20 protein-coding genes are annotated in these 23,182 nt (G+C 40.4%); 11 read left to right on the top strand and 9 right to left on the bottom strand.

Translation table 11 applies throughout. The features are described 5' to 3' along the window. Positions 1–2: 2 nt before the first annotated feature. Entirely contained in the window at positions 3–1,079 is a 1,077-nt protein-coding gene (gene rlmM, locus CWC18_RS11750) for a 23S rRNA (cytidine(2498)-2'-O)-methyltransferase RlmM (RefSeq protein WP_138591932.1), read from the top strand. A gap of 49 nt (positions 1,080–1,128) precedes the next feature. Here rlmM and CWC18_RS11745 read toward each other — a convergent pair whose 3' ends face one another. Then, complete coding sequence (locus CWC18_RS11745) at positions 1,129–2,433, bottom strand: glycerophosphodiester phosphodiesterase family protein (RefSeq protein ID WP_138591933.1); 1,305 nt, start codon at positions 2,431–2,433, stop codon at positions 1,129–1,131. A 103-nt stretch (positions 2,434–2,536) separates the two neighbouring features. Beyond that, positions 2,537–3,265 carry a sulfate transporter CysZ gene (gene cysZ / locus CWC18_RS11740; protein ID WP_138591934.1) on the bottom strand — a complete coding sequence of 243 codons (729 nt, stop codon included), beginning with the start codon at positions 3,263–3,265 and terminating at the stop codon, positions 2,537–2,539. A 321-nt stretch (positions 3,266–3,586) separates the two neighbouring features. On the opposite strand from cysZ, the gene CWC18_RS11735 reads away from it, so the two are divergent. After that, positions 3,587–3,847: a hypothetical protein gene (locus CWC18_RS11735; RefSeq protein WP_138591935.1), complete on the top strand. Its 261-nt coding sequence runs from the start codon at positions 3,587–3,589 to the stop codon at positions 3,845–3,847. A gap of 55 nt (positions 3,848–3,902) precedes the next feature. Further along, complete coding sequence (locus CWC18_RS11730; RefSeq protein ID WP_138591936.1) at positions 3,903–4,493, top strand: hypothetical protein; 591 nt, start codon at positions 3,903–3,905, stop codon at positions 4,491–4,493. Positions 4,494–4,591: 98 nt separating this feature from the next. Here the strand turns inward: CWC18_RS11730 and CWC18_RS11725 are convergent, their stop codons facing one another. After that, positions 4,592–4,900 (bottom strand): hypothetical protein, encoded by a 309-nt coding sequence (locus CWC18_RS11725; protein ID WP_138591937.1) that lies wholly within the window; start codon positions 4,898–4,900, stop codon positions 4,592–4,594. Positions 4,901–5,304: 404 nt separating this feature from the next. Between CWC18_RS11725 and CWC18_RS11720 the strand changes: the two genes are divergently transcribed. After that, positions 5,305–6,012 carry a helix-turn-helix transcriptional regulator gene (locus tag CWC18_RS11720; RefSeq protein ID WP_138591938.1) on the top strand — a complete coding sequence of 236 codons (708 nt, stop codon included), beginning with the start codon at positions 5,305–5,307 and terminating at the stop codon, positions 6,010–6,012. 163 nt (positions 6,013–6,175) lie between these two features. Here the strand turns inward: CWC18_RS11720 and CWC18_RS11715 are convergent, their stop codons facing one another. From CWC18_RS11715 to CWC18_RS11695, 5 genes are all read right to left on the bottom strand, one after another. After that, positions 6,176–6,970 (bottom strand): CsgG/HfaB family protein, encoded by a 795-nt coding sequence (locus CWC18_RS11715; protein WP_138675308.1) that lies wholly within the window; start codon positions 6,968–6,970, stop codon positions 6,176–6,178. After that, entirely contained in the window at positions 6,967–7,383 is a 417-nt protein-coding gene (locus tag CWC18_RS11710; RefSeq protein WP_138591940.1) for a curli assembly protein CsgF, read from the bottom strand. Before CWC18_RS11710 ends, CWC18_RS11715 begins: the two co-directional genes overlap by 4 nt. Position 7,384: 1 nt before the next feature. After that, positions 7,385–7,768 (bottom strand): CsgE family curli-type amyloid fiber assembly protein, encoded by a 384-nt coding sequence (locus tag CWC18_RS11705; RefSeq protein ID WP_138591941.1) that lies wholly within the window; start codon positions 7,766–7,768, stop codon positions 7,385–7,387. Positions 7,769–7,831: 63 nt separating this feature from the next. Next, positions 7,832–9,487, bottom strand: coding sequence for a curlin repeat-containing protein (locus CWC18_RS11700; protein ID WP_138591942.1), 1,656 nt, complete (start codon positions 9,485–9,487; stop codon positions 7,832–7,834). A gap of 24 nt (positions 9,488–9,511) precedes the next feature. Beyond that, on the bottom strand, positions 9,512–9,988 hold the full coding sequence (locus tag CWC18_RS11695) for a hypothetical protein (RefSeq protein WP_171041094.1): 477 nt from the start codon (positions 9,986–9,988) through the stop codon (positions 9,512–9,514). A 534-nt stretch (positions 9,989–10,522) separates the two neighbouring features. Between CWC18_RS11695 and CWC18_RS11690 the strand changes: the two genes are divergently transcribed. The 7 genes from CWC18_RS11690 to msrB all read left to right on the top strand — a co-directional run bounded on the left by CWC18_RS11690 (position 10,523) and on the right by msrB (position 21,384). Further along, positions 10,523–13,024 (top strand): S8 family serine peptidase, encoded by a 2,502-nt coding sequence (locus CWC18_RS11690; protein ID WP_138591944.1) that lies wholly within the window; start codon positions 10,523–10,525, stop codon positions 13,022–13,024. A 166-nt stretch (positions 13,025–13,190) separates the two neighbouring features. Further along, positions 13,191–13,922, top strand: coding sequence for a TrmH family RNA methyltransferase (locus CWC18_RS11685; RefSeq protein WP_138675306.1), 732 nt, complete (start codon positions 13,191–13,193; stop codon positions 13,920–13,922). A gap of 48 nt (positions 13,923–13,970) precedes the next feature. Continuing rightward, entirely contained in the window at positions 13,971–17,363 is a 3,393-nt protein-coding gene (locus tag CWC18_RS11680; protein ID WP_138591946.1) for a chromosome segregation SMC family protein, read from the top strand. Positions 17,364–17,382: 19 nt separating this feature from the next. Then, complete coding sequence (gene zipA / locus CWC18_RS11675; protein ID WP_138591947.1) at positions 17,383–18,108, top strand: cell division protein ZipA; 726 nt, start codon at positions 17,383–17,385, stop codon at positions 18,106–18,108. 82 nt (positions 18,109–18,190) lie between these two features. Then, positions 18,191–20,209, top strand: coding sequence for an NAD-dependent DNA ligase LigA (gene ligA, locus CWC18_RS11670; RefSeq protein ID WP_138675305.1), 2,019 nt, complete (start codon positions 18,191–18,193; stop codon positions 20,207–20,209). A 69-nt stretch (positions 20,210–20,278) separates the two neighbouring features. Beyond that, on the top strand, positions 20,279–20,764 hold the full coding sequence (locus tag CWC18_RS11665) for a DUF2919 domain-containing protein (protein ID WP_138675304.1): 486 nt from the start codon (positions 20,279–20,281) through the stop codon (positions 20,762–20,764). Positions 20,765–20,943: 179 nt separating this feature from the next. Continuing rightward, a complete protein-coding gene (msrB, locus tag CWC18_RS11660; protein ID WP_138591950.1) occupies positions 20,944–21,384 on the top strand; it encodes a peptide-methionine (R)-S-oxide reductase MsrB in 441 nt (146 codons plus the stop codon). A 2-nt stretch (positions 21,385–21,386) separates the two neighbouring features. Here msrB and CWC18_RS11655 read toward each other — a convergent pair whose 3' ends face one another. Beyond that, the gene (locus CWC18_RS11655; RefSeq protein ID WP_138591951.1) at positions 21,387–23,021 is read right to left on the bottom strand and encodes a tetratricopeptide repeat-containing response regulator; all 1,635 of its coding nucleotides are present in this window, start codon (positions 23,019–23,021) and stop codon (positions 21,387–21,389) included. Between the last annotated feature and the right edge of the window lie 161 nt (positions 23,022–23,182).

The raw sequence follows: 23,182 nt of genomic DNA, 5'->3' as shown, positions 1-23,182 counted from the left end.
AGATGTCGAGTGTCGTTATTTATTGTCGTAGTGGGTTTGAAAGTGATGCCGCTGCAGAAATTAACCATCATGCTGCTTTGCAAGCTGTTGCTGGCTATGTAAAAGCGAAACCCAATACCGGCTTTGTGATCTTTGAATGTTTTGATCCACAACAGGCAGAGTTATTGGTAAAGAAAATAGATTTCAAAAGCTTAGTATTTGCTAGACAGTGGTTTACTGGGGTGTTGCTGAATAATATGTCCGTTGAAGATCGTGTGAGTGAAATCAAAGCTGTTGTTGGTGATTTTCCGCTTTGTGGCGATTTAAGAGTGGAAACTCCCGATACCAATGAGGGAAAAGAGCTTTCTAAGTTCTGTAAAAAATTCTCAACGCCTCTGTCTAAAAGTTTAGAAAAACAGAATAAGTTAACGCGAGAGCATAAACCCACCAAGCCAGTGCTACACGTATTATTTTTAGCGAATGATACCGCGTATGTGGGGTATTCTTTCAGTACTAACAATTCGCCATTTTTTATGGGGATCCCGCGTTTACGTATGCCCAGTGATGCACCAAGTCGTTCAACGTTGAAATTAGACGAGGCATTTAATGTATTCATTGGAAAAACTGACGTAGCAGGGCGTATTGAACCGGGTATGAAAGCCGTTGATTTGGGTGCGTGCCCTGGTGGTTGGACATACCAATTAGTGCGTCGTGGTATGTTTGTGACAGCGATTGATAATGGGCCTATGAATGAAGCATTAATGGAGTCTGGCCAAGTTAAACACCATACGGTTGATGGTTTTAAGTACTTACCTGAAAAGAAGAATGTAACTTGGTTAGTCTGCGATATGATAGAAAAGCCATTGAAAGTTGCAAATCTGATGTTGGATTGGATTGTTAATGGTTATGCCAAAGAGCTTATATTTAACCTCAAACTCCCGATGAAAAAGCGTTTTGATACAGTGTATGAGTGTTTGACTTTAATTCATGAAGAGTTGGCTGAATATGACGTTGATTACCGTCTGCAAGCTAAGCATTTATACCATGATAGAGAAGAAGTGACTGTCCATATACAAGTCAAAAAGCTAGGTAAAAAATAACGCATAAAAAAAGGGCTATAGGCCCTTTTTTTATGCGTGCGTTATATGATTAATTAACTCTTTGCATTTCCATACAACTTGCGTAATAAGTTGTCGTTGCCGGCCAATCGCTGAACACACCCATCACGCCAACTTGTTGAGCCAGAACATCGAGTAAAACCAGTGCATCATCATCGCTATTTATTGCATCGGTGATAGAGTGATAATACCAACCGCCACCACTGGCCAATGGTGCTGAACGTTCTAAAGTCCAGGTGATAATTTTTAATCCTGCTTGTTTTGCCGCGATAGCGTACTGTGATGGCACAATTTGGTTTTGAGCATCTAACGTGACAAGTACCCACAGTGGTGGAGCGATGATTTTGACACCGTCGTCGACTAACTGTGCCATGCTTGGTTGCCAAGTTTTTTCATTGAGAGGGTTGAATCCTGGCATATTATAACGACCATCAAGGTAGACTGCTTGCGTTGCAAATAAAGGCGCATTGTCTAGCCAATACCTGACATCGGCTAAGTTAAATGATTGAGGGAAAACCTTAGCTGGTGCGATACCCATTTCTTCATATTCATCCAGCATTTTCTGTGCATACATTGCTTGAGACATCCCGTCGAATGGCATTTGTACGCTAGCAGATTTAAGCTCTGGGGTCATTTTTACATTTAATGATTCAAATAAGGCAATGCTTTCTTTATGTGTTAATAATGTTCCCTGCGACGCATAAAGGTCCGTACGCCAATTGGCGGTACCATTTTGATAATCAATGACATTTGTAGCTTGTGGATTGGCACTGTCCATTTTTCCGCTAAGCTGTTTAAATTCAGCCAATGTAATATCTGAAGTACAACATTTTGCCGAAGCGGCGACTTGTTGTGCAGGATCTGCGGGTGTAAAGGGCTCGCTACACTTATTGGCAAGCTCAGGAATACTTAAAATATTTGTCGTGGTATGCAAATCACATTGTGAGTGGCGGCAAACAAGGGCTTTATCTTTGGTGAAAGTAACATCACATTCAAGGATACCAGCACCCATTTTGGCCGCAGCCACATATGACTCTTTAGTGTGCTCTGGGTATTGCATAGGGGCACCGCGGTGGCCAATTGAAAAGTCGGTTTTATAAAAAGGCCCATTTTGGCATGCCGCAAGCTTGTTTTTTAATGCGCCCTCATCAAGCTGGTTAACCAAAAACTGAGGTCGAGTACCAACCTGCACTGTGTTTAGTAACGGGACTGGCTCTGTGGTCAAGTCGCTGTGTTTATTGTATGGGGTTGCAGGGAGATCTTTTATGAGGTCAGAGTCGCTTGCACAACCATTTATAAGGAGTGTACCGAGGATCAAAAAGCATTTAGTGTTCATTATTGCTATTCACTTTTAAGATTAAGCCTATAGTTTATCTACATAAATTATAGGCTTAACGTGACAAACACGTGACAACTTGATTTGATTGAGAATGGCCTATTTACGTGCGGTAGTTTATTCTGTAATTTTCGACCCACAACTTGGTCGCGCCACATACAGCCACAGGCATAACAATTAAGTTAATAAATGGAATTGACGTTAATATAAATACAGCAAAGCCAAAGCCATAAGATAAACCCTGTTTCGATTTCAAGTCAGCTTTCATCTGTTTAAAGTGGATTTTGTGGTTATCAAAAGGGTAATCATTATACTGTACGTTATACATCCAGCAGGTGAATAAGATCCATAAAATTTGACCAAAAATGGGCAATACCCATAGCAAGATGAAAAAGCCAAGTGCCCTAGGAATATAGTAACAAAGCTTTGTCCATTCTCGGGCGAACATGCGAGGTACATCTTTTAACGTATCGCTGAGGCTATCATCGTTTATTGATTGGCCCGTCAAATATAACTCTACCTTTTCGCTGAGTAAGCCATTAAATGGGGCTGCAATAAAATTTGTGATCACGGTAAATACCATGGAGTAACTAAATAAGATGACTAATACAGCAATTGGCCACAGTAACCATTCGAGCCAACTTAACCAGCCTGGTAAAAGTGTGTTTAGGTAGTCAAAACCTTGTACGAGCCAATCGTATAAGAAAAATAATGAGCTACCAAAGAGTAAAATATTAATAACCAGTGGAATAAAGACGAAGCGCTTTAAGCCTTTTCGCGTGATTAATGAAAAGCCAGAAAAAAAGTATTCCATACCTTGGGCTAACTGCACTCGACACCTCAATGAATGTTGTTTGGTCTATTTATAGAGGTAGTATATCTTACTAATGTGACTAAGTAAGCCTTATTACGTAACAAACTATTGCAATATTCCATGGCTATTTATATTTAAAAATAATATATAACATTGATATAAAAGTTTTTATTTTTAATTTTGTGGTTATGGTGAGTTACATGAGTCTGTTTGACTCTGGTATTTTTAATAAATGTAGTCTTGTTTAATTTCTATGGTGCCCATACACTAGATTAAGAACTTTTAAGGTAATACGTCTGAATTTGGAGTGTTGTAAGCGTGCAGTTTTATAGGTGGCTAATGATATCTTGGCTTAGTGTTTTGTTATTGTTGATAACAAATACGCAGCCTAGTTACGCCTCTACTGAAACCCAGTATCAGCAGCAAACTATTACGTATGACGATACTAATCCTCAAGAATTTGACCCTCAAGATCTCCTGGCGACAGAGCCGTCAAAAGTCAGCCTGAAAGCAAAGTGTGATATTAGCGATGATAATCGTGATGTATTTATCCAGTGCACCCACAGCCATGCAATAATTCGAGCTCCACCTGTTATTTAAGTTTTAAACGCACTCAATTTTTTGTCGAAAGCTTAATTTATTAACAGGTGAGACTATGTCTACTTATACATCAGTACATACTGAAAAACTATCTGAATATCCTATCACTGCGCTATGTCATCAAAATGCGCCAAACTTAACGTTAGAAAGCCCTGCATGTGATGCAATGTATAATCTTGATTTGATACACCCAGTTATCATTGATGGTGATACGGGGTTAAACGATGCATTACTCATACTTAATAAAACCTATATGCGAACATGCTTGGTTGCTAATGAGCGTAATGTCTTTCAGGGGATCATTTCAAAAGCGAGGCTCTCTAGTAGTTATGTATTAAAAGTTGCCGCAAAATTAGGGCTAAAACGTGATGATCTTATGGTTTCACACGTGATGGTCCCACTTGCGCAATTACATACAGTGCCGCGACATATGATCGAACACTCATATGTTGGCGATATTCTACAAACTATGCAAAGTGCTGGGCATGAATTTTTGTTCGTTATGGATAAGCCAAGTAATAAGCTACGTGGGTATTTTGACTTGATCTGTTTAGCTAAGCAGGTGGCATGCCCCGTAAGCCAAGCAAAATTGGCTGGGACATTTAGCGAGATTATTGACTCACTGTGGCATCACAGTGAGATATAACTTATTTCGGACAGTGGGGGACTTTAATGTGCCACATAGTTTGATTTTCAAAAGTAATGTAAATTAAAGAAAAAACAAGGCGTCGAAAGGCGCCTTTTTCATGATTTAAGATGAATAGGGAGTTCTATATTCCACCGTTTGGCATACCATAAAAATAAGGGGGTTTTTAAAGCTAGAAAAGTAAGCAAGGTAAACCAGAACCAATCCACGTCAACCATAAGTAAAGTAAAGCTAAGTTGTTTATTGGCGAGATAAAAGCCCACCACCATGAGCGAAACGCTTAAAGCGATGAGATCTTGCGTTAACACTTTAATGAGGTTGCGCCCAGAAAACGTAGGGTTTAGTACTCCATATGCGAAAACTAATACGATAAGATTAAGCGTAACGACGATTAATTCAATATCCATTCAACGAAAGCCTTTTACTAATTATTATAGAATGCAAAAAGGTATCGACCTAAATGAGTATAACTTTAGCGAAAGGCTCTATAAGTTCAATAAAAGTCATTGATATCTATACATAGATGTATAGACAAATGGCGGTGCAATGCTCGTATTTTAACCTGAATTTATGATTCTTCATAGGGAATGTAAAGAAATGTGAAATTTTTATTTGCTTTTTTAAGGGTTCTATTTTTATAACACTTTAAATTGAATGCTTTTAATTTATAGTAATGGTTAATTATTGCTTTATATAAATTATTTTGTAATAAAACATAATATTTACATATGTGTTTTTTTTGTGTATTTTTAATCTTGTCGGACCAGAAATAAGTTCATTGTGAATTTGTGGAAAAAGAAAAGGTAATCACATGGGAAAAGCTGCGCGAATGGCAACAATTATCACAGCACAGCAAACAATCAAAGAACAGAGTAACCTTTATTATTTACGTAGTATTTTACTGATGTTAGATGTTGAAAATGTGTTTTTGGAAAACTTTGAATTAATAGCAGAACAAGTAGGATGTGATGCGACAGAGCAAGTTACTTTTATTGATATGGCAACAGTGAAGTGGACAGAGTATATACCGCAGAATATTAGTACACTTGCTAAAAAGAGGCCTATCGTTTTAATGAATGTCAGAGATGGGGCTGTATCAGAGAGAAGTGCATTGTTAGCTGGAATTAAAGGTATTATATATGAAACTGATAAGCCGGATGTACAGTTAAAAAGTATCAGAGCAATATTCGACGGTGAACTATGGTTTCGTCGCAGCATTATTAGCAGCACTTTCTCAGAATTATTGAGTGAGCATATACAGACTAAAAGTACTGTGCCGCAAGCTGAAATTGACGAATCAACGTACAATTTAACAAAACGCGAAAAAACGATTATTAAGTTAATTGCTGAAGGGGCTCAAAATAAAGAAATAGCCAACAAATTACACATCAGTGATCATACAGTAAAAACCCACCTTTATAGTGCCTTTAAAAAAACTAAGTCACGCAATCGCATCGAACTATTGAATTGGGCTAGGCAGTTTTTCCCTGATGCATTAACTCGCTATCATACTAATTAAGAGGCATTGATGTAAGTACTGTATTTCAGCACAGTTTTTTTTAGACAATTACGAAACTGCTTTTGTCTCGAATTATATAAAGCGACTGTGCTGTGAGGTGTTTCTTAGTCATTGTCTGACTTTATATGTCTTAATGTCTCCATTACCTTTTAATTCAGACTTGCTAGGTAGTCACCTTGGGAGACCAAATCCTTTTTTTGATACCGCTTTTGATTAAGTTCACCAATGCTTTTTCTATCGCTTGTTTGACACAAATATGCATAGGCTCATTATTAGTATAACCGGCCTCAGCTTCTGCGAGTCGCTTATAACTGACAAAGCGGAAAAACCCGGCCCTCACTTCATGGCTGAGTACTGTTTTTGTCGTTGCAACGGATGTTAGTACTACGCCAGTTCTGACATCTACTGCACGCATGTAAATAGATATAACATCTTCTCGGTATAGCTCTGAGGTACTTATTCCAAAATACTCCGCGCCAAGTCCACCTGTTTTTGTATTAGAGTCGTAGCTGATTATACCGCCTTCGATAAGAATTTTTGCGGTTTTAAGAGGGGGGAGTTTATCCGCTTTTCCATTGTTTGTATCTTGTGCAGCTCGAATTATCTTGCGCTCTGTAAGGATATTTTGTAATCCTTCTCGCTCCACAGGAATAAACCAGTCTGTTTCGTTTAAAGCTTGTACTAGGATCGCAGACGCCCCTTGAGTAACTGCGGTTGAAAATGAACTGACATTGGCAATGGGTTTGTATTGCCCCGTTTGGTCTCTAAATGAATACACTGAGACGGGTATACTGCCCATTGGCGCTGGTAATGTTTGTAATTCTGAAAATGTCTCTGTTTGTTCTAATGTTTGAGCAATCTTAATATCAGGGGGAAGGACCTGAGTTAAGCTTGAGCAGCCTACGGTTGTTCCTAGTAATAAAGTAATTAATGTTGTTTTTATTGTCCGCTTTTTCATGGTGTAAACCTTGGTACTTCTATGGTAGTGATTTCACCATTTATGAGGTTGGTAATTTGCACAGTAATACTGTCTGAATTGCTGGTGATCATTTTAATTTCATAATCGCCACTGATAAACGTTGAGTCTTGTCCAAATACATTATCAGTAGGATCTTCACCAAATGCTAAATCGGTAAGTTCACGCACGATTTTATTTATGTATGAACGTTCTAGAGACTCTTGAAGCCGCTCTGCATAGGTCTTTTCTACCGTATGAGCTTTGTGTTTGTTTTGTGATTGAGCTTTGTTGAGCAGCATGCTTGCGTTGAGCGGGCTACCACCAAAGCTTGGGTTAATGGGTGTATAAACAAGCTCGCTGGCCAGCAATAAAGACGGGTAAAAAAGAGTCGTTAATATTATTATTTTTTTCATGTTAAAGACCACTGATAGCCATATCTTGGCTAAATTCACTAAAGTTATTTGAGGCAATAAGATTGACGAGTGTTATGGCTGCTTGCTCGACTTGTTCATCAATGGGCTTGAGTCGTCTACCCATGAATGTTTTGTAAACAATGGTATTATTGAGTTCTATCGTTAATACGGTGCCAGCCCGCGGAATTAAAGTTTCTTTAATTACCACATTTGCACCGGACGTATTGGGAATGTCTTGCCATAGCATACTTAATTGGGTGTAAAATTCATAGCCGGATCGGCTGATGCTTTGATCAAGCAAAAAACCACCAATTTCCTCCTTGGCATGCAATGGGCTGGTGATAATACATATTATGAAAAAGAAATGTTTCAGTACCGCATTCATAATGACCACTTTTGTTATTAGAAAAGCAGTGTGAAGTTTTCACACTGCTCATTCATATTAAAGTTACTTTTGTGTAATGGTTGTAGTATTGAAATCACCCACTTGAGTAACTGATACATCACCATTAAGTTGTGACATACCGCCTTCAACTAAGTTACCAGTACCTGTTTGGCTGATTGTTAGACTCAAATCATTACCGGCTAACAAGAAAGCGCCATTATCAATACCAGCCACAACGTTCATGTCACCAATTTGTGCAATGTCTACGCTATTGCCGGTACCTTCAAGCATGAGGTCTAATGCATTCAGGTTACCAACTTGACTTGTCAAAATCGAATTATCATTGCTAGGAACAACGCTGCTTAAGGTAATACTCGTGTCATTGTCACTGCCAGTTTGAGAAAGTTGAATGTTATTAGACGATGTTTCTAAAGACGTATCAGGATAAGACGTTTGAATTGTTGCGTGATTACCAGTGCCTGCAACTTGAATAGTTTGGAAATTATTGTCTGAACCATTAAAGTTAGCGATATGTGTATTGTTACCTTGCTCTTCTTGAATTGCAGAGAAGGTATTGTTATCTCCAACAACTCCTAAATATGCTGTGTTTTCGTTACCACTTTGCGTAACATTCAATTCATTGTTATTGCCTTGAATATCGAATTGTAGTTGATTGGCAAAGCCAGTCTGCTCGGCGGATACTTTGTTATCATTTCCTGCAAAAAGCCCGCTGGAAAGCGTATTTGTACTGCCGTCTTGCTCTAAAAATACGTTATTTTCATTACCATTTATGCCTGCGGCTAACTCTACGATGTTTTCGTTACCTACTTGGCTTGCTCTAATATCATTTTCATTACCAGTGATGTCACTGCTAATTAGTTTGTTGTCATTGCCTCGTTGTTCTACAGAAATACTGTGATCTAAGCCCGACACACTGGTGAGGGCGATGTTATTACTATTACCAATTTGCTCAACTTTGATATCGTTATCATCACCTGATAATGCTTCAATAGTAAGGCGGTTTCTGTCACCGACTTGTTCGAAGTCAATTTCATTTTCTTCGCCCTGTAGCGATTCAATCGTCGCTATATTCCAAAAGCCATCTTGCTCAACATCAATTTCGTTGTCATCGCCTACGATGCTATTTAGGTGAACTTCACCCCACTCGCCATTTTGGAGAACGTTTATTTCATTTTCATTGCCTTGTAAGTCTCTGATAAATGCCCAGTGTCCACCGTCACCTTGTTCTATGCTAATAAGGTTGTCATCACCATTAATAGTGGTTATCACTTGACTGCCAATATTACCTAAACCCGCAGCACCTTCTTGCGTGATAGCAAGCATGTTAGCGTTACCAGCGATTTCAATTTGAGTTTTAGCATCGCTACCATTTTGATTATTAGCAATATGGTTACTGTTACCATTCACGCTGGTTGTTTGTAAGTTGTTATCACCGGCTTGTACAGAGCTTAATTGGTTGTCATCACCTTCAACGGCCAACTGAGCCCCATTAATATTACCTGTTTGCTCTACCGTTGCGTTGTTACCATTGGCTGGGTTAATCGATTTTTGTGAGATCTCCACTTTGTTTTGTTGTGCATTTGCCATAAAGTCAGACGTAATTGAATGGCTCGTGTCTTTTGAGTCATTTGCTACAGCTACGTTGCCATAACCTAGCGCCAATGCAACGGCACATGTAATTAGAGATTTTTTTAGCATAGTAATATCCTGTTCTATAGTGAATTATTTTGTAACGCTGACATCTACGACCATCTCATTACCCTGCTGATGAATAATGAATGACTGTTGCCCTAATTGCGTTAAGTTGACGATGTTGGCATGACCTTCTTGAATTATCACAGCTGAGTTATAACTGCCTTGTTGCAAAAGGTTGATGCGATTGTTTGAGCCCAATTGTGTAATGTCGGCAAGGTTACCTGTACCAAGCTGTTGTACGTTAATTGAGTTCAATTCGTCGTTAGATTGAAATATTGTTGCTTTATTAAATGTACCGATTTGATTTACTAAAGCATTGGTGTGGATGTGTTGTGCTTTAGATAAAAAAGACGGATTTATGCTGACTGATAAAGGAGATTCTTTTAAGTCATAGTCGCTGGCACTAATTTTTAACGATACACAAGATAGTATGGTACATAGCAATGAAGTAAAACAGCTCTGTGATAGAGCTTGATTCTTTTTTGTTATGTTTTTGTATCTCATTGTAACCATTTTATTTTTCGTGCGTCTGTTTTAATGACTTGAGCTCACTGTAATAAAGCCGTAATGGATAATATATAGGTAATTTTTTTGATTTATTTATTGATTAAAATCAGGGTTTTATCTGTTTCTTATGGACTTTTATACTTTTTCAGTAAAAAAGGTTGGGTTTTAGAGTGGGGGAAAACTGCTTAACTTCATACTATTTTGTTAAAATTATGTATTTATAAATAAGACTAATCTGTTTTTACTGTTTTTCAGTTTTACGCTTGCAGCTTCAATCTTTTTATTGTTATCTAATAGCGTTGCTTATATTAAATACCTTATGTTTTTACTAGGAATGCTGACCTAGTAATGTGTCTTGTTTGCTGTAGCTTGATATATAAGGCTACGTTCAAAAAAGTCACATGGAACATAGGGCTTTGTTGATATTGAGAGATCTAAAAACGAGTGTGATTTAACACTTTAAATTAATTAATAACGTCAAAGACGAGACCCTGTCGTATTCAACGTTATGAGAAAATATTGGATCTAACAATGAAATTAAAACTATCTGCCTTGACGCTTGCGTTATTACCTTGCCTTTCACAGGCTGCGATCAATATGAATACTAATACAGAGCGAATGAGCGCGGCTGACGATTCTGTTATCGTCGTATTTAAAGAAAGTGCAAGTAAAGCGCAAAGGTTAGCTGCACGCCAATTAGTGAATGCAAAAATCACTGATGTAAATAAAGATGAAGTTGATGATGGCTATAAAAATGTACTCAAAGGTCGCTTAGCTCAATTTAAACTTGATAAAACCAACCCTAAAGCGGCGATAAAGGCGCTTGCCTCTCATGCAGCTGTTCAATATGTTGAGCCTAACTATCAATTATCAATCCAAGCGATGCCAGACGATCCTAAGTTTTCCGAACTGTGGGGCCTTCATAACACAGGTCAAACGGGTGGTACGGCTGACGCAGATATTGATGCGGTAGAGGCATGGGATATTTCGATTGGTAGCCGAGATGTGATTGTGGGTGTTATTGACACCGGTGTTGACCATACGCACCCAGATCTGGCTGCTAATATGTGGGTTAACCCAAATGAAATTGCAGGAGATGGTATTGATAATGACAATAACGGCTTTATTGATGACGTACATGGCATAAATGCCATTACCGATGCAGGTGATCCAATGGATGACCAAGGCCATGGTTCTCATGTTGCAGGGACTATTGGTGCCGTGGGTAATGACGGAGTAGGCGTGGTTGGAGTAAACCAACAAGTGTCTATCGTTGGCTGTAAATTTTTAGACTCAAACGGGAGTGGCTCTTCTGCTAATGCCATTAAGTGTATTGACTATTTAGTCGGGCTTAAAAATGCGGGTGTTGATGTTCGAGTATCAAACAACAGCTGGGGCGGTGGTGGTTTTAGCCAAGCGCTATCTGATGCATTAACGGCATCTGAAGAAGCGGGAATTTTATTTGTCGCAGCGGCTGGTAATAGTGCAGTTGATAATGATTCTAACCCACACTATCCATCAAGCTATGAGCATGAGTCAGTCTTATCAGTAGCAAGTACGACGCATACAGATGCTATGTCGAGCTTCTCGCAATGGGGTTTAAACAGTGTTGATTTAGGCGCGCCGGGCTCGGCGATTGTATCGACTGTTCCTGGTGGTGGCTATGATAGCTTCTCAGGTACATCTATGGCAACGCCGCATGTTGCGGGTGCGGCGGCACTTGCTTTATCAGTGAACCCAGACTTAACAACCGCCGAGCTTAAAGCATTGCTTATGAATTCAGGTGACGATAATGCGGCATTAGCTGGGAAAACGGTATCTGGTAAACGTTTAAATGTTGCGACAGCGCTAGAGCAAGCGGATCCAACGCCTGGTTTCAGATTATCTGCAACACCTGCATCTCAGGAAATTGTTGCAGGCGACACAGTAACATACACCTTTGAAGTCTCAGCTATTGCTGGCTGGACAGGCGATATTAGTTTAGCAGTAACCAGTGATTTAGATGGAGCGGTGTTATCAGCAAGTACTGTCCAACCTGGTGGCTCATTTACACTCAGTGCGCCAACGCAAGCAGATACGCCGTGGGGCAGTTACTCATTCACAATTGATGCGACGAGTGGTGATTTGGCCAAGCAGAGCCAAGTGTCACTCTATGTTAATCCACAAGGGTTAACTGAGTTTGAATATAGCAATAATGAAAAAGTTGACATCCCTGATAATGATCCGGCTGGTGTAACTTCTGTTATCAGTATACCAGACGAAATTACCGTTTTTGGTTCAGAAACGTTTATTGATATTACACACACTTATATTGGCGATTTAGTCGTTACATTAACTTCTCCATCTGGTACTACTGCAACACTGCACAACAAAGCTGGTGGTAGTTCTGATGATATTAATAAATCATTTGCATCAAATGCCTTTAACGGTGAAGTTGCACAAGGTGATTGGACGTTAAAAGTTGTTGATACATATGCTGAAGATACAGGGACTGTCAATCAGTGGGCTGTAACATTAACTGGCATTGGTGAAGTTGCTCCTGCAGCACCAGAAGCAAACTTTTCTTATACGTCTGATTTGTTGCAGGTAAACTTTACTGATGGTAGTCGTGATGCGAACAATGATATTGCATCTTGGGCGTGGGACTTTGGTGACGGCAATACATCGACGGAGCAAAGTCCAATGCATGCGTATGCGGCAGCCGGTACTTATCAGGTTATGTTAACAGTGACGGATGCTGAGGGTTTAACAGATTCTAAAGTTATGGAAGTTTCTGTTGCTGAGACGGCTGTGGAATTGAAGTTAAAGCGTGCTAATAAAACTCGACTTGGCTTCGCCCGAATAGAGCTGGCGTATCAAGGTGCAGCGAGTGAGACAGTAGACGTGTATCGTGATGGTGAAAAGGTATCGACTACGGCTAATACTGGCTTATATAGAGACTTTATTCGTCGTGCGACGCAAGAACAATATGTGTACAAAGTCTGTGTATCTGCTGATGTTTGCTCTGAAGAAGTGACGGTTAACTTTCGTTAATTAGAACTTCGAAATAATAACAGCGCCTTTGTGGCGCTGTTATTATTGTATCGGTAGTTTGATACATACAAAAAGATTGCTTAATTTTAATAAACACTAAGCTAGGTGTTTCTCGCATTATTTCTCTGCTCAGGTATAATCTCTCCCTCAGGACATTGAGGTAGCTATGCTCTCTAAAAATCAATCGAAACTCTTACGTGCTTTAGCACAAAAAAAATATAGAAAACAATATCAGCAGTATTTAGTTCAGGGTGAGAAAAACATCTTGGAGCTTCTTGATGCTGGATTGAAAGTAGTACACCTTTTTGCGACTACGGAGTTTTTATCTGCGCATTCAGTAAAGTTAGCTGGCGTGACCTGTACAGAAACTGACAGTGACAGTTTATCAAAAGTCAGCACTTTAGTGAGTAATAACGCTGCGATTGCAATTGTCCCATTTCCTGAAAATGCACAAGTTGATACATCAGGGATCGTATTAGCACTCGATGGCGTGTCTGATCCAGGTAACCTTGGTACGATTATTCGGTTGGCTGATTGGTATGGACTAAATCAGGTCATTGTCAGTGACGATTGTGCTGACCACCTAAACCCCAAAGTGATCAGCGCTACGATGGGTTCTTTTGTACGTATTGATGTTGTACGTTGTGACCTTCCTGAGTTTTTAGCGTCTTACTCAGGTGATATTTATGGCGCATATTTAAATGGTGAAAATGTACATAACACAGCTTTTTCTGCGCGTGGTGTACTCGTTATGGGAAGCGAATCGCATGGTATACGTGAGCCTGTCGGTAAGTACATAAATACTCCGATCACCATTCCAGCGTTTGGTGTTGCAGAGTCTCTTAATGTGGCTATGGCGACAGGTATTATTTTAGATAATATGAAACGCCAGAAGTAACTATGTTTGATTTATAGCCCTTTATTTTGATGAGTAGCTAATTAGCATATGCGCTTAAGTAGTATTAAACTTGCGGGTTTTAAGTCTTTTGTTGAGCCAACAAAAATCCCCTTTCTTGATGAGATGACGTGTGTTGTTGGCCCTAATGGCTGTGGCAAATCGAATGTCATTGATGCCGTGCGGTGGGTGCTCGGTGAAAGTTCGGCGAAAAACTTACGCGGTGATGCGATGACCGATGTCATTTTTAATGGATCAACACACCGTAAGCCGATATCACAGGCATCTGTAGAGTTGATGTTTGACAATGCCCAAGGCCGTTTACCAGGTACATTAGCCGATCGTAACACGGTATCAATTAAAAGACTGGTGACGCGCGATGGCCAATCCTTGTATTTTCTTAATGGCAGCAAGTGCCGAAAGCGAGATATTACCGATATCTTTTTAGGCACAGGTCTGGGACCTCGCAGTTACGCAATTATTGAGCAGGGCATGATCTCGCGGCTGATAGAGAGTAAACCCCAAGAGTTGCGTGTTTTTCTTGAAGAGGCTGCGGGCGTATCTAAATATAAAGAGCGCCGAAGAGAGACGCAAACAAGGATTAAAAATACTCGAGAGAACTTAGAACGATTACTTGATGTACGCAAAGAGCTACAATTGCAGCTAGATCGTTTAGCGATACAGGCAAAAGACGCACAATATTATCGTGCATTGAAGCAACAAGAACGGACTTACAAAGGTCAATTAGCGGTTTTAAAGTGGCAGAGTTTTCATCAAAAGCAGCAACAAAGATTACAGCACATCACAAAAGTACAATCTGAGATTACATTTTTAAATACTGCGCATAGCGGTCATCATGACGTGCTTGCTGCACTGGAAGGGCAAGTAACACATCTAAATGACGGGATCGCAGAACAACAACTCAGTATTCATCAAATTCATACTAATTTGACCAAGGCTGAGCAGCAGAAAATACATTTAGTGGATAAGCATAGCGAGCTGCAAAAGCAGGCGATTATCTATAAAGCAGACACAGCTGACGCTCAGGTACAATTGACCGCACTCAAGGTTGAAGCAACTGAATCTCATGAACAATTACAAGAGAGTATTGAAAGTCAGTTAATTACGCAATTGCAGCTAGATGAATATCAACACATACATGATGAGTTGTTGTCAAAAAACCAAGCTGATGAAATAAAATTGCAGACGTCTATTGGGTTACTTGAACAATACCAAGCTGAATATACTAAAAAAGAACAGCACTATCTTCAGGCTCAGCAATCTCACAAGCACAACCAAGAAAAGCAACAAGAACTGACCGATCAAGTGAATGCTTTGGTTGCTGATGACCCTCGAGAGAAAAGCAAGCAAGACCAGCAAGCGCTTGTTGACAAAACACAGAAAGTTGCTCAATTACATGCTGTTGGACACGTGCTTACTTCACAGATTAACACCCTTACTCAGCAGCACAACGGAGCACAGCAAGCACTCAAAGAGCAGCAACAGGTGCATACGCATTTAATCGCTAATATAGATGCATTGGCGACCGTCTTAGCGGTAACAAATACAGACGAACACCGGAACTTGCTGAGCACTTTAAGAGTGACAGCGGGTTTTGAGATGCTGGTGGAGCGTGCTCTGTTAGGGTTGAGTACGTTAAACGTCACAGACAGCCCAGCTGATAATGCGGTCTGGCCATTTGCGCAACAAGCTAAAGTAGGCTCAGTAGCACAATTCATTGAAAGTGATATTTACCCATCATTGTTAAACAGAGTGCAACTGATAGAAAGTAACGGTTCATTTAATACTCATGAACAGTGGATTTTTGGTATTGATTTATCTGGCGGGTTACATGGGGATAATTGGCGTGCAACAATAAAAAATGACGAGCAAGACAGCATATTAAGCCAACATGCACGGTTGAGAACGCTTGAGGAAAGGTTACCTAACGTCGTCGCTAAATTAGCTTTAATAGAGCAAGATGTCTTAACACTCAAAACGCAATTAGCGGACCGCCAGTCAGCCCAAGCAGACAATAAAGAGCAAGTACATCAGTTGTCTCAGCAGGTTGCGGCATTGCAATCTCGCCATGAAATACTAAAGCAACAAAGTAGCCAGTGGCGTGAAAGTTATGAGTCTTTGCAGAACAAGCTGCAAATATTAAACGGGCATTTGGCGAATGATCAAATAGACTTAAATAATGCAGAGCAAGCTTATACCGATTCCAAAACAAGGCTGTCGCAGCATCAATCTCAATGTTTACAGTTAAAAGAGCAATTTGAGCTGAAAAAAAGTGAACAAAAGCAAGCCCTCATTAATAAAGAATTAGGACTAAAAAAGCTGCATTCAGCGACGCTCGCAGAGCAGCAAGCTAAAAGTGCTTGGCAATTAATTCAATCAAAAGTAGTACACAGTGAAAAAGGTTATACTCTCGCTTTTGAGCAGTCTCAAAGAGTGAATGAGGCGCTGCAACGATTAACCACACCGATGAAAGACATCGATGACAGTATCACGCAATTGCTATCAAGTCAGTCTAAGCAACAAAAGATATTAGATGACTTGCAACAGCAATTACAACACGCGAAAGTACAGCTACAAGAAAAGCAAATTGCGTTAAAAGGGGCGACCAGTGAGGTTGCACGTTTACGAGAGCTGCTACAAAAACATCAATTAGATGAGCAAGGTTTGGCGATTAAAGCACAAGCTGCGTTAGAGCCGCTAGAGAGTTTAGAGCAAAATGTGCATGACGTCTTGGCGACATTGCCTGAAAATAGTAATGTTAACGCGCTACAATTACAGTTAAATACAGCTTTGGACGCATTACAGGCTTTGGGCGCAGTAAATTTAGCGGCAATCAGCGAATTTGATGAAGCGAGCAAAAGGAAGCGTTACCTAGATAGCCAACTTGATGATTTAACCTCAGCATTAAAAACATTAGAGAATGCGATCAGAAAAATAGATAAAGAGACCAAAATTCGCTTTAAGGCGACATTTGATCAAATAAATGATGATTTAAAAGAGTTATTTCCTAAAGTTTTTGGAGGAGGTAGTGCATACTTAGAGTTAACCAGTGATGACTTGCTAGAAAGTGGTGTAAGCATCATGGCAAGACCACCAGGAAAGAAAAACTCAACAATTCATCTGTTAAGTGGTGGAGAAAAAGCGCTGACCGCATTATCATTGGTGTTTTCGATATTTAGACTGAATCCGGCACCGTTTTGTATGCTAGATGAGGTTGATGCACCGTTAGATGATGCAAACGTCGGACGTTTTTGTCGTTTAGTTGAGGAAATGTCTCAAACGGTACAATTTATTTATATTAGCCATAACAAAATTGCAATGGAAATGGCTGGTAAGCTGACGGGGGTAACTATGGCGGAACCTGGTGTTTCGAGAATGGTTGCCGTTGACATAGAACAAGCAGTGCAAATGGCACAAGCATGAGAATAAAAAAAGGTGAGCAATGGCCACAGAATTGAGATGGGCGTTAATCGTGATCAGCGCATTAGTAATTGGTGGATTACTGATCCATGGTTTATGGTCGGTGCGTAAAAAGGATCAACCTGATGAGCAACAACGAGAACAAGAGGCGGAGCCTCAAGTTGAGCAGCCTTCGTCAATACAAAGTAACGATGAACCAGACATTGGTGAGTTGAACTTCGCTGCCTTAGATGATGAGCCTATTGCGACGAAAGATGCTGACACTGCCACAGTGCAAACACAGCAAAATACGCAGGTAGACTCTGGCGCAGAATCAAGCACACAGGCCCACTCAGAACCATCTGATTTCATTATATTACACATTGCGATGCCAGAAGGGTTAACAATGGCAGGTTCAAGGCTCTTGCCAGCAGTATTAAGTTTAGGCTTTAAATACTCAGATGAGGGCTTTTTTAACCGTCATGTGGAGCCGTCAGGTAATGGGCCTGTATTATTTCGTTTAGTTAATATGTTCAATCCAGGCACATTTGACATTGATAATATGGAACAATTTGGTACCGCAGGGGTTAGCCTATTTATGACCCTACCGTGTGAAGGTGACAGTCTCGCTGCATTTAACATGTTGCACGGTGCAGCAAAAAAACTGGCTGATGAATTTGGTGCGACAGTGTTAGACAGTAGTCGTGAGCCTTTGTCGGTCAATGCAGTGCGTGCCTACGTTGAGAAAGTACGTGAGTATGCAGTTTAAGTAAAATGTTGGGCGTCAGAGCCATTTTTGTAAACCACGAGTAGCCGTGCCTACTCGTGGTTTTTGTTTTTTAGAGGTTAAGATGTCAGAGTCTATCAATAATCAAATCCAGTCATTAAAGCAGCAATTAGAAGAGCATAATTATCAATATTACGTCATGGATAACCCGTCGATACCTGATGCTGAATATGACCGTATCATGCGAGAATTAATGTCGCTAGAGCAGGAAAACCCTGAATATTTAACGGCTGATTCACCTTCGCAAAAAGTCGGCGGGGAGGCCTTAGGTAAGTTCGATCAAGTGAATCATCAGGTCCCTATGTTGTCATTGGATAATGCTTTTGATGAAGCTGAATTTACGGCGTTTAACCGTCGTATCAAAGAGCGGTTGCTCGAAAATCAAGAACTAGACTTTTGCTGTGAGCCCAAATTAGATGGGTTAGCGGTTTCTATTTTGTACCGTGATGGAGTGCTTGTTCAAGCTGCCACTCGTGGCGATGGACAAGTGGGGGAGAATATTACGGAGAATGTTAAGACAATTCGTAACATACCGCTTCGCCTGCGCGGTGACAATATACCAAAAGAAGTGGAAGTACGCGGCGAAGTATTTATGAATAACGCCGGGTTTGCCCGTTTAAATGAAACAGCTGCTGCAAAAGATGAAAAAACCTTTGCTAATCCGCGTAATGCTGCAGCAGGTAGCCTTAGACAGCTGGACTCAAAGATCACCGCAAAACGGCCATTAATGATGTATGCATATTCCATGGGGGTGGTCACAGGGGCTGAATTGCCTGATACACACTTTGGACAATTAGAGCAGTTAAAAGAATGGGGCTTACCGATGTGCCCTGAAACTAAGCTCGTGTCAGGCGCGGATAATGCCCTGGCCTATTATCAAGATATTATGCAGCGACGCTCAGAGTTGGCCTATGAAATTGATGGCGTGGTGATCAAGGTAAATAATAAAGCGTATCAGCAGCAGTTGGGTTTTGTTGCGCGAGCGCCAAGGTGGGCAATTGCTTTTAAATTTCCGGCACAAGAAGAAATTACTCAGTTACTCGATGTTGAATTTCAAGTAGGGCGTACTGGTGCAATAACGCCTGTGGCAAGGCTTGACCCTGTATTTGTTGGAGGGGTGACGGTATCTAATGCGACCTTGCATAACAGAGATGAAATAGAGCGGTTAGGAGTTAAAGTTGGGGACACGGTAATTGTGCGCCGTGCGGGGGATGTGATCCCGCAAGTAACGCAAGTGGTATTAGAACGTCGCCCTGATACGGTGCGTGATATTACGTTTCCAGACACTTGCCCTGTGTGTGACTCGCACGTTGAGCGGGTAGAAGGGGAGGCGATAACTCGTTGCACGGGCGGTTTGGTATGCCAAGCGCAGCGTAAACAAGCCATTAAACATTTCTCATCACGTAAAGCGCTTGATATTGATGGGTTGGGAGACAAAATTGTCGAACAATTGGTTGATAGAGAACTTGTACATACACCTGCAGATTTATTTATTTTAAAACAAGGTCATTTTGAATCGCTTGAGCGCATGGGACCTAAGTCAGCAAAAAACTTGGTCGCCGCATTAGAAGATGCAAAAACAACGTCGTTGGCGAAGTTTTTATATGCATTGGGTATTCGAGAAGTGGGTGAAGCGACAGCGCAAAATCTGGCGAATCATTATTTAACCCTTGAAAATGTATCAACCGCCTCTATTGATAGTCTTCAAGAGGTCAATGATGTGGGGGTGATTGTTGCTCAGCATTTACATGCCTTTTTCAATGAACCACATAATCAAACAGTGGTGAGTGCACTCCTTGACGTTGGTGTGAATTGGCCTGAGATTGCTGAAAAGTCGACACAAAGTCAGCCATTAGATGGCTTAACTTATGTATTAACAGGTACTCTCACACAGCTAAATCGAAATGATGCGAAAGCGCGTTTACAGGCGCTGGGGGCCAAAGTAGCGGGCAGTGTATCTAAAAATACCCATGCTCTGGTCGCGGGAGAGAAAGCCGGTTCTAAATTGACGAAAGCACAGGACTTAGGCATCGATATATTAGATGAAAATGCACTGATTGAGTTATTAGCAGAGCATGAATAATATTTAAGACTGTTAAGTATTATCGGCAAGAAGGAGAGTCAACTTTTTGCCGATAAGTGGAGTTGTATAATGAAACAGTATGGCCCTGAGTATTGGGATAAGTACGGCGTGTATCGCACCCCAATAGGGTTTAATCTCACTTTGATAGTATTACTTAGAGCTTATTTTCTTTGGGCCTTTTCTGCCATTGCTCGTCGGCCTGATTTAGATTTTATGTCTTTATTTTTTCAAACCAAACTCCATTTTTTTGTTGCTTTAGGCATTGGTGCTATCGCGTTAGTGCCCACCATTATTTTTTCATTACGCAGACCTTCTAGTTCACGGTATTTAGCAAAATACTGGCGTTATATGCGTTGGCCTTTATTGGTGGCTGCACTGGCGGATCTTAGTTGGCTTATTATACAGGCATCACAAAGTTACTATCAGTTTTCGTTATATCTTGCTGTGCAGATGGTGATGCTGCTTTGGGTGATTTTATATTTAGTACGCAGTCGTTATCTAAAGCATTTTTTTAATGATTGGCCTGAACCAGAAAAAAGCGCTAAAAAAGCTTGATTTTTATGCAAAAATGCTTGGATATAATTAATATAATTCAGACACAAAAATAAGGTAATGATGATGTGCGTTTGTGAACAGAGTTCTTGCATTGTCCTTTTGCATAATTGAGCCAAACAGGGTGCCATAAACGTAATACAGTAATTTGGTTTTCACTCTAACAATGAAAGGTGAATAATATGCTAAAATGGCGCGATATATTAAGATTGACTAACGATGGTAATCTAGCTCCCGATAAGCGGGTTGAAAAAACACCTGAGCAGTGGCAAATGCTGCTGGATGATGATGTGTATAATATTACGCGCAACAAAGGCACTGAACGGCCGTTTAGCAGTGGCAGTTGCACATTGTTTGAATCTGGTAAATATGCGTGTGTGTGTTGTGATAACTTATTATTTAATGCATATGAAAAGTTTGACAGTGGGTCGGGTTGGCCATCATTTACACAGCCAGCTGCAGAAAATGCCATTGCTTATATAGGCGACAATTCTCATGCAATGCAACGTGTTGAAATTGTATGTAATGTATGTGATGCCCATTTGGGCCATGTGTTTCCTGATGGGCCTAAACCAAGTGGTTTACGCTATTGTGTGAATGCCTTATCAATGGTGAAGGTATAGGGTTAATCAACGGACAGCCCCATTTCATTGAGCTGTGCCATGAGCTTATCGAGGCGGGTTATTTGCTCGGGTTCTAAAGTCGTGCTTTGATTAAGCGCAGACACACATTTTTTCGCTAATGTGGAATTGAATGTCTGACCATGTTTACCCGTATTATCGAGCAAGCATTGTAACAAGTTGAGTCCAATGCTTGCATTTTTAGGCATGATCCTAAATGCCTGAGAGAATGCTTCAAGGGCCATATCTAAGTGACCTCGATTAAATTGATTAACCGCATGGTTATTCAATTCTTTAGGTCCCATAGTAATATCACGACGCTCACTTTGTTGCTGCTGAATATAGTGCATTGTAATTGGGTCGCTCACATTATCGTGGCGTTCGCAGTGGGCGACTATCTGCGTAAACAGCTCTTGTGCTTTGTGGTGAAAGCCGAGTTCATGGTACGCTTTTGCTTTGTCTAGTGAGGCATCTAAGGACCGTATTGAAGGTTCATCTTCTAATTGCTCAATGAGCTTTCGTGCATTTCTGCTTTCATCTTTTAAATAATGTATTCGCGCATTGAGCACATCAATTTGAGCTTGATTATCGGCATTTGGAAATTGTTTTTTTAATTCCCCTAAATACTGCTGAGTCTGACGCGTTATACGGTTTACTTGCTCGGTTTTGTCGGTACTCAAAGCAAAATCAATTCCGGCTCTTACGGCGTTTAAATACACCTCTGGACTGTCATGAATGGAATGTTTGGCATATTGGGCAATGTCTTTTTGCGCATGGTAACTTCGTTCATAATCATGGTTTATGAGCGCGATACGACTGAGTGATTTTTGACGGTCAATATTACGTGGTGCAATTTTGGATGCTTCGCTTAAAAAGCCCTGAGCTGTTTCAAATTGGCTTAGCTTTATTTCCAGTTTTCCTAGTAGGTCTAGGGCGATTAAACGGGTCTCAGAGCGCTCCAGCATAGTTTTAAGCATGCGTTGTGCAAGGGCATCTTCGTTGTTAGCAATTAATGCTTCAATAAGGCCTATTTTTGCCCAAGTGAACTTTTGTAAATTGAGCGCCGACTTATAAAAATTTTTGGCATCTTTGACACGGTTGAGCCGCAATAAAGCTTCGCCTTTTAGTTTAAGTAGTATTGGGCTATACGCATGACCACGTTTATCTAATTCAATGTCAATTAACTTAACAGCTTTGGAGTCGTTACCATCATCAATAAAAGTATATATTTTTTTTAATGAGCGCTTGCGCTTTAATACGCGCTCAATCCGGCCTTTTAACTCTTTAATGGTAAAAGGTTTAACTAAAAAGTCGTCGGGCTGTAGCTCAATCACGCTATGAACGAGCTCTCCACCGGTTTCTGCAGAGACAAAAATAAAAGAGGTCGCATTTCGTACGAGGCGTTTACTTTTTAGTTCTTCATAAAGCTGGTAACCGTCTTGTCGCTTAGTAAGATCAAAAGAGCAAATCACTAAATCAAATTTTTCAATACGACAATGCTCAATCGCAGCTTGTGCATGTTCAGCAAATTTCAAATTCCTAAAGTCTAATTGCTCCAAAGAGCGCTTCATATGGCTCAGTGCCAAAGGCTGCTCTTCGACAATTAAAATCTTGGTGTTGATAAAGGGCTTAACACTCATGCAAATGAATAACTTATAATAAAATATGCTGTGAATAGTTTAGTCGCTTAACAAGCGTTTTGAAATAGTTTGGTTTCAAGATAGGAGATTTATTGCGAAATTAAGAATGTACATGAATATAATAAGAAATTTAACGATATGTGGTGGGTGATACTGGACTT

Origin of the sequence: Pseudoalteromonas aurantia (genome assembly GCF_005886875.1) — a bacterium.
GTDB lineage: Bacteria > Pseudomonadota > Gammaproteobacteria > Enterobacterales > Alteromonadaceae > Pseudoalteromonas > Pseudoalteromonas aurantia_A.
The sequence above is the reverse complement of the archived record's forward strand: the minus strand, read 5'-3'. Positions and strand labels throughout refer to the sequence as shown.

Excerpts from the sequence above, each read along its gene's own strand:
- rlmM (WP_138591932.1), top strand. The coding sequence starts at position 3 with ATGTCGAGTGTCGTTATTTATTGTCGTAGTGGGTTTGAAAGTGATGCC.
- CWC18_RS11745 (WP_138591933.1), bottom strand. The coding sequence starts at position 2,433 with ATGAACACTAAATGCTTTTTGATCCTCGGTACACTCCTTATAAATGGT.
- CWC18_RS11735 (WP_138591935.1), top strand. The coding sequence starts at position 3,587 with ATGATATCTTGGCTTAGTGTTTTGTTATTGTTGATAACAAATACGCAG.
- CWC18_RS11730 (WP_138591936.1), top strand. The coding sequence starts at position 3,903 with ATGTCTACTTATACATCAGTACATACTGAAAAACTATCTGAATATCCT.
- CWC18_RS11725 (WP_138591937.1), bottom strand. The coding sequence starts at position 4,900 with ATGGATATTGAATTAATCGTCGTTACGCTTAATCTTATCGTATTAGTT.
- CWC18_RS11720 (WP_138591938.1), top strand. The coding sequence starts at position 5,305 with ATGGGAAAAGCTGCGCGAATGGCAACAATTATCACAGCACAGCAAACA.
- CWC18_RS11715 (WP_138675308.1), bottom strand. The coding sequence starts at position 6,970 with ATGAAAAAGCGGACAATAAAAACAACATTAATTACTTTATTACTAGGA.
- CWC18_RS11710 (WP_138591940.1), bottom strand. The coding sequence starts at position 7,383 with ATGAAAAAAATAATAATATTAACGACTCTTTTTTACCCGTCTTTATTG.
- CWC18_RS11705 (WP_138591941.1), bottom strand. The coding sequence starts at position 7,768 with ATGAATGCGGTACTGAAACATTTCTTTTTCATAATATGTATTATCACC.
- CWC18_RS11700 (WP_138591942.1), bottom strand. The coding sequence starts at position 9,487 with ATGCTAAAAAAATCTCTAATTACATGTGCCGTTGCATTGGCGCTAGGT.
- CWC18_RS11695 (WP_171041094.1), bottom strand. The coding sequence starts at position 9,988 with ATGAGATACAAAAACATAACAAAAAAGAATCAAGCTCTATCACAGAGC.
- CWC18_RS11690 (WP_138591944.1), top strand. The coding sequence starts at position 10,523 with ATGAAATTAAAACTATCTGCCTTGACGCTTGCGTTATTACCTTGCCTT.
- CWC18_RS11685 (WP_138675306.1), top strand. The coding sequence starts at position 13,191 with ATGCTCTCTAAAAATCAATCGAAACTCTTACGTGCTTTAGCACAAAAA.
- CWC18_RS11680 (WP_138591946.1), top strand. The coding sequence starts at position 13,971 with ATGCGCTTAAGTAGTATTAAACTTGCGGGTTTTAAGTCTTTTGTTGAG.
- zipA (WP_138591947.1), top strand. The coding sequence starts at position 17,383 with ATGGCCACAGAATTGAGATGGGCGTTAATCGTGATCAGCGCATTAGTA.
- ligA (WP_138675305.1), top strand. The coding sequence starts at position 18,191 with ATGTCAGAGTCTATCAATAATCAAATCCAGTCATTAAAGCAGCAATTA.
- CWC18_RS11665 (WP_138675304.1), top strand. The coding sequence starts at position 20,279 with ATGAAACAGTATGGCCCTGAGTATTGGGATAAGTACGGCGTGTATCGC.
- msrB (WP_138591950.1), top strand. The coding sequence starts at position 20,944 with ATGCTAAAATGGCGCGATATATTAAGATTGACTAACGATGGTAATCTA.
- CWC18_RS11655 (WP_138591951.1), bottom strand. The coding sequence starts at position 23,021 with ATGAGTGTTAAGCCCTTTATCAACACCAAGATTTTAATTGTCGAAGAG.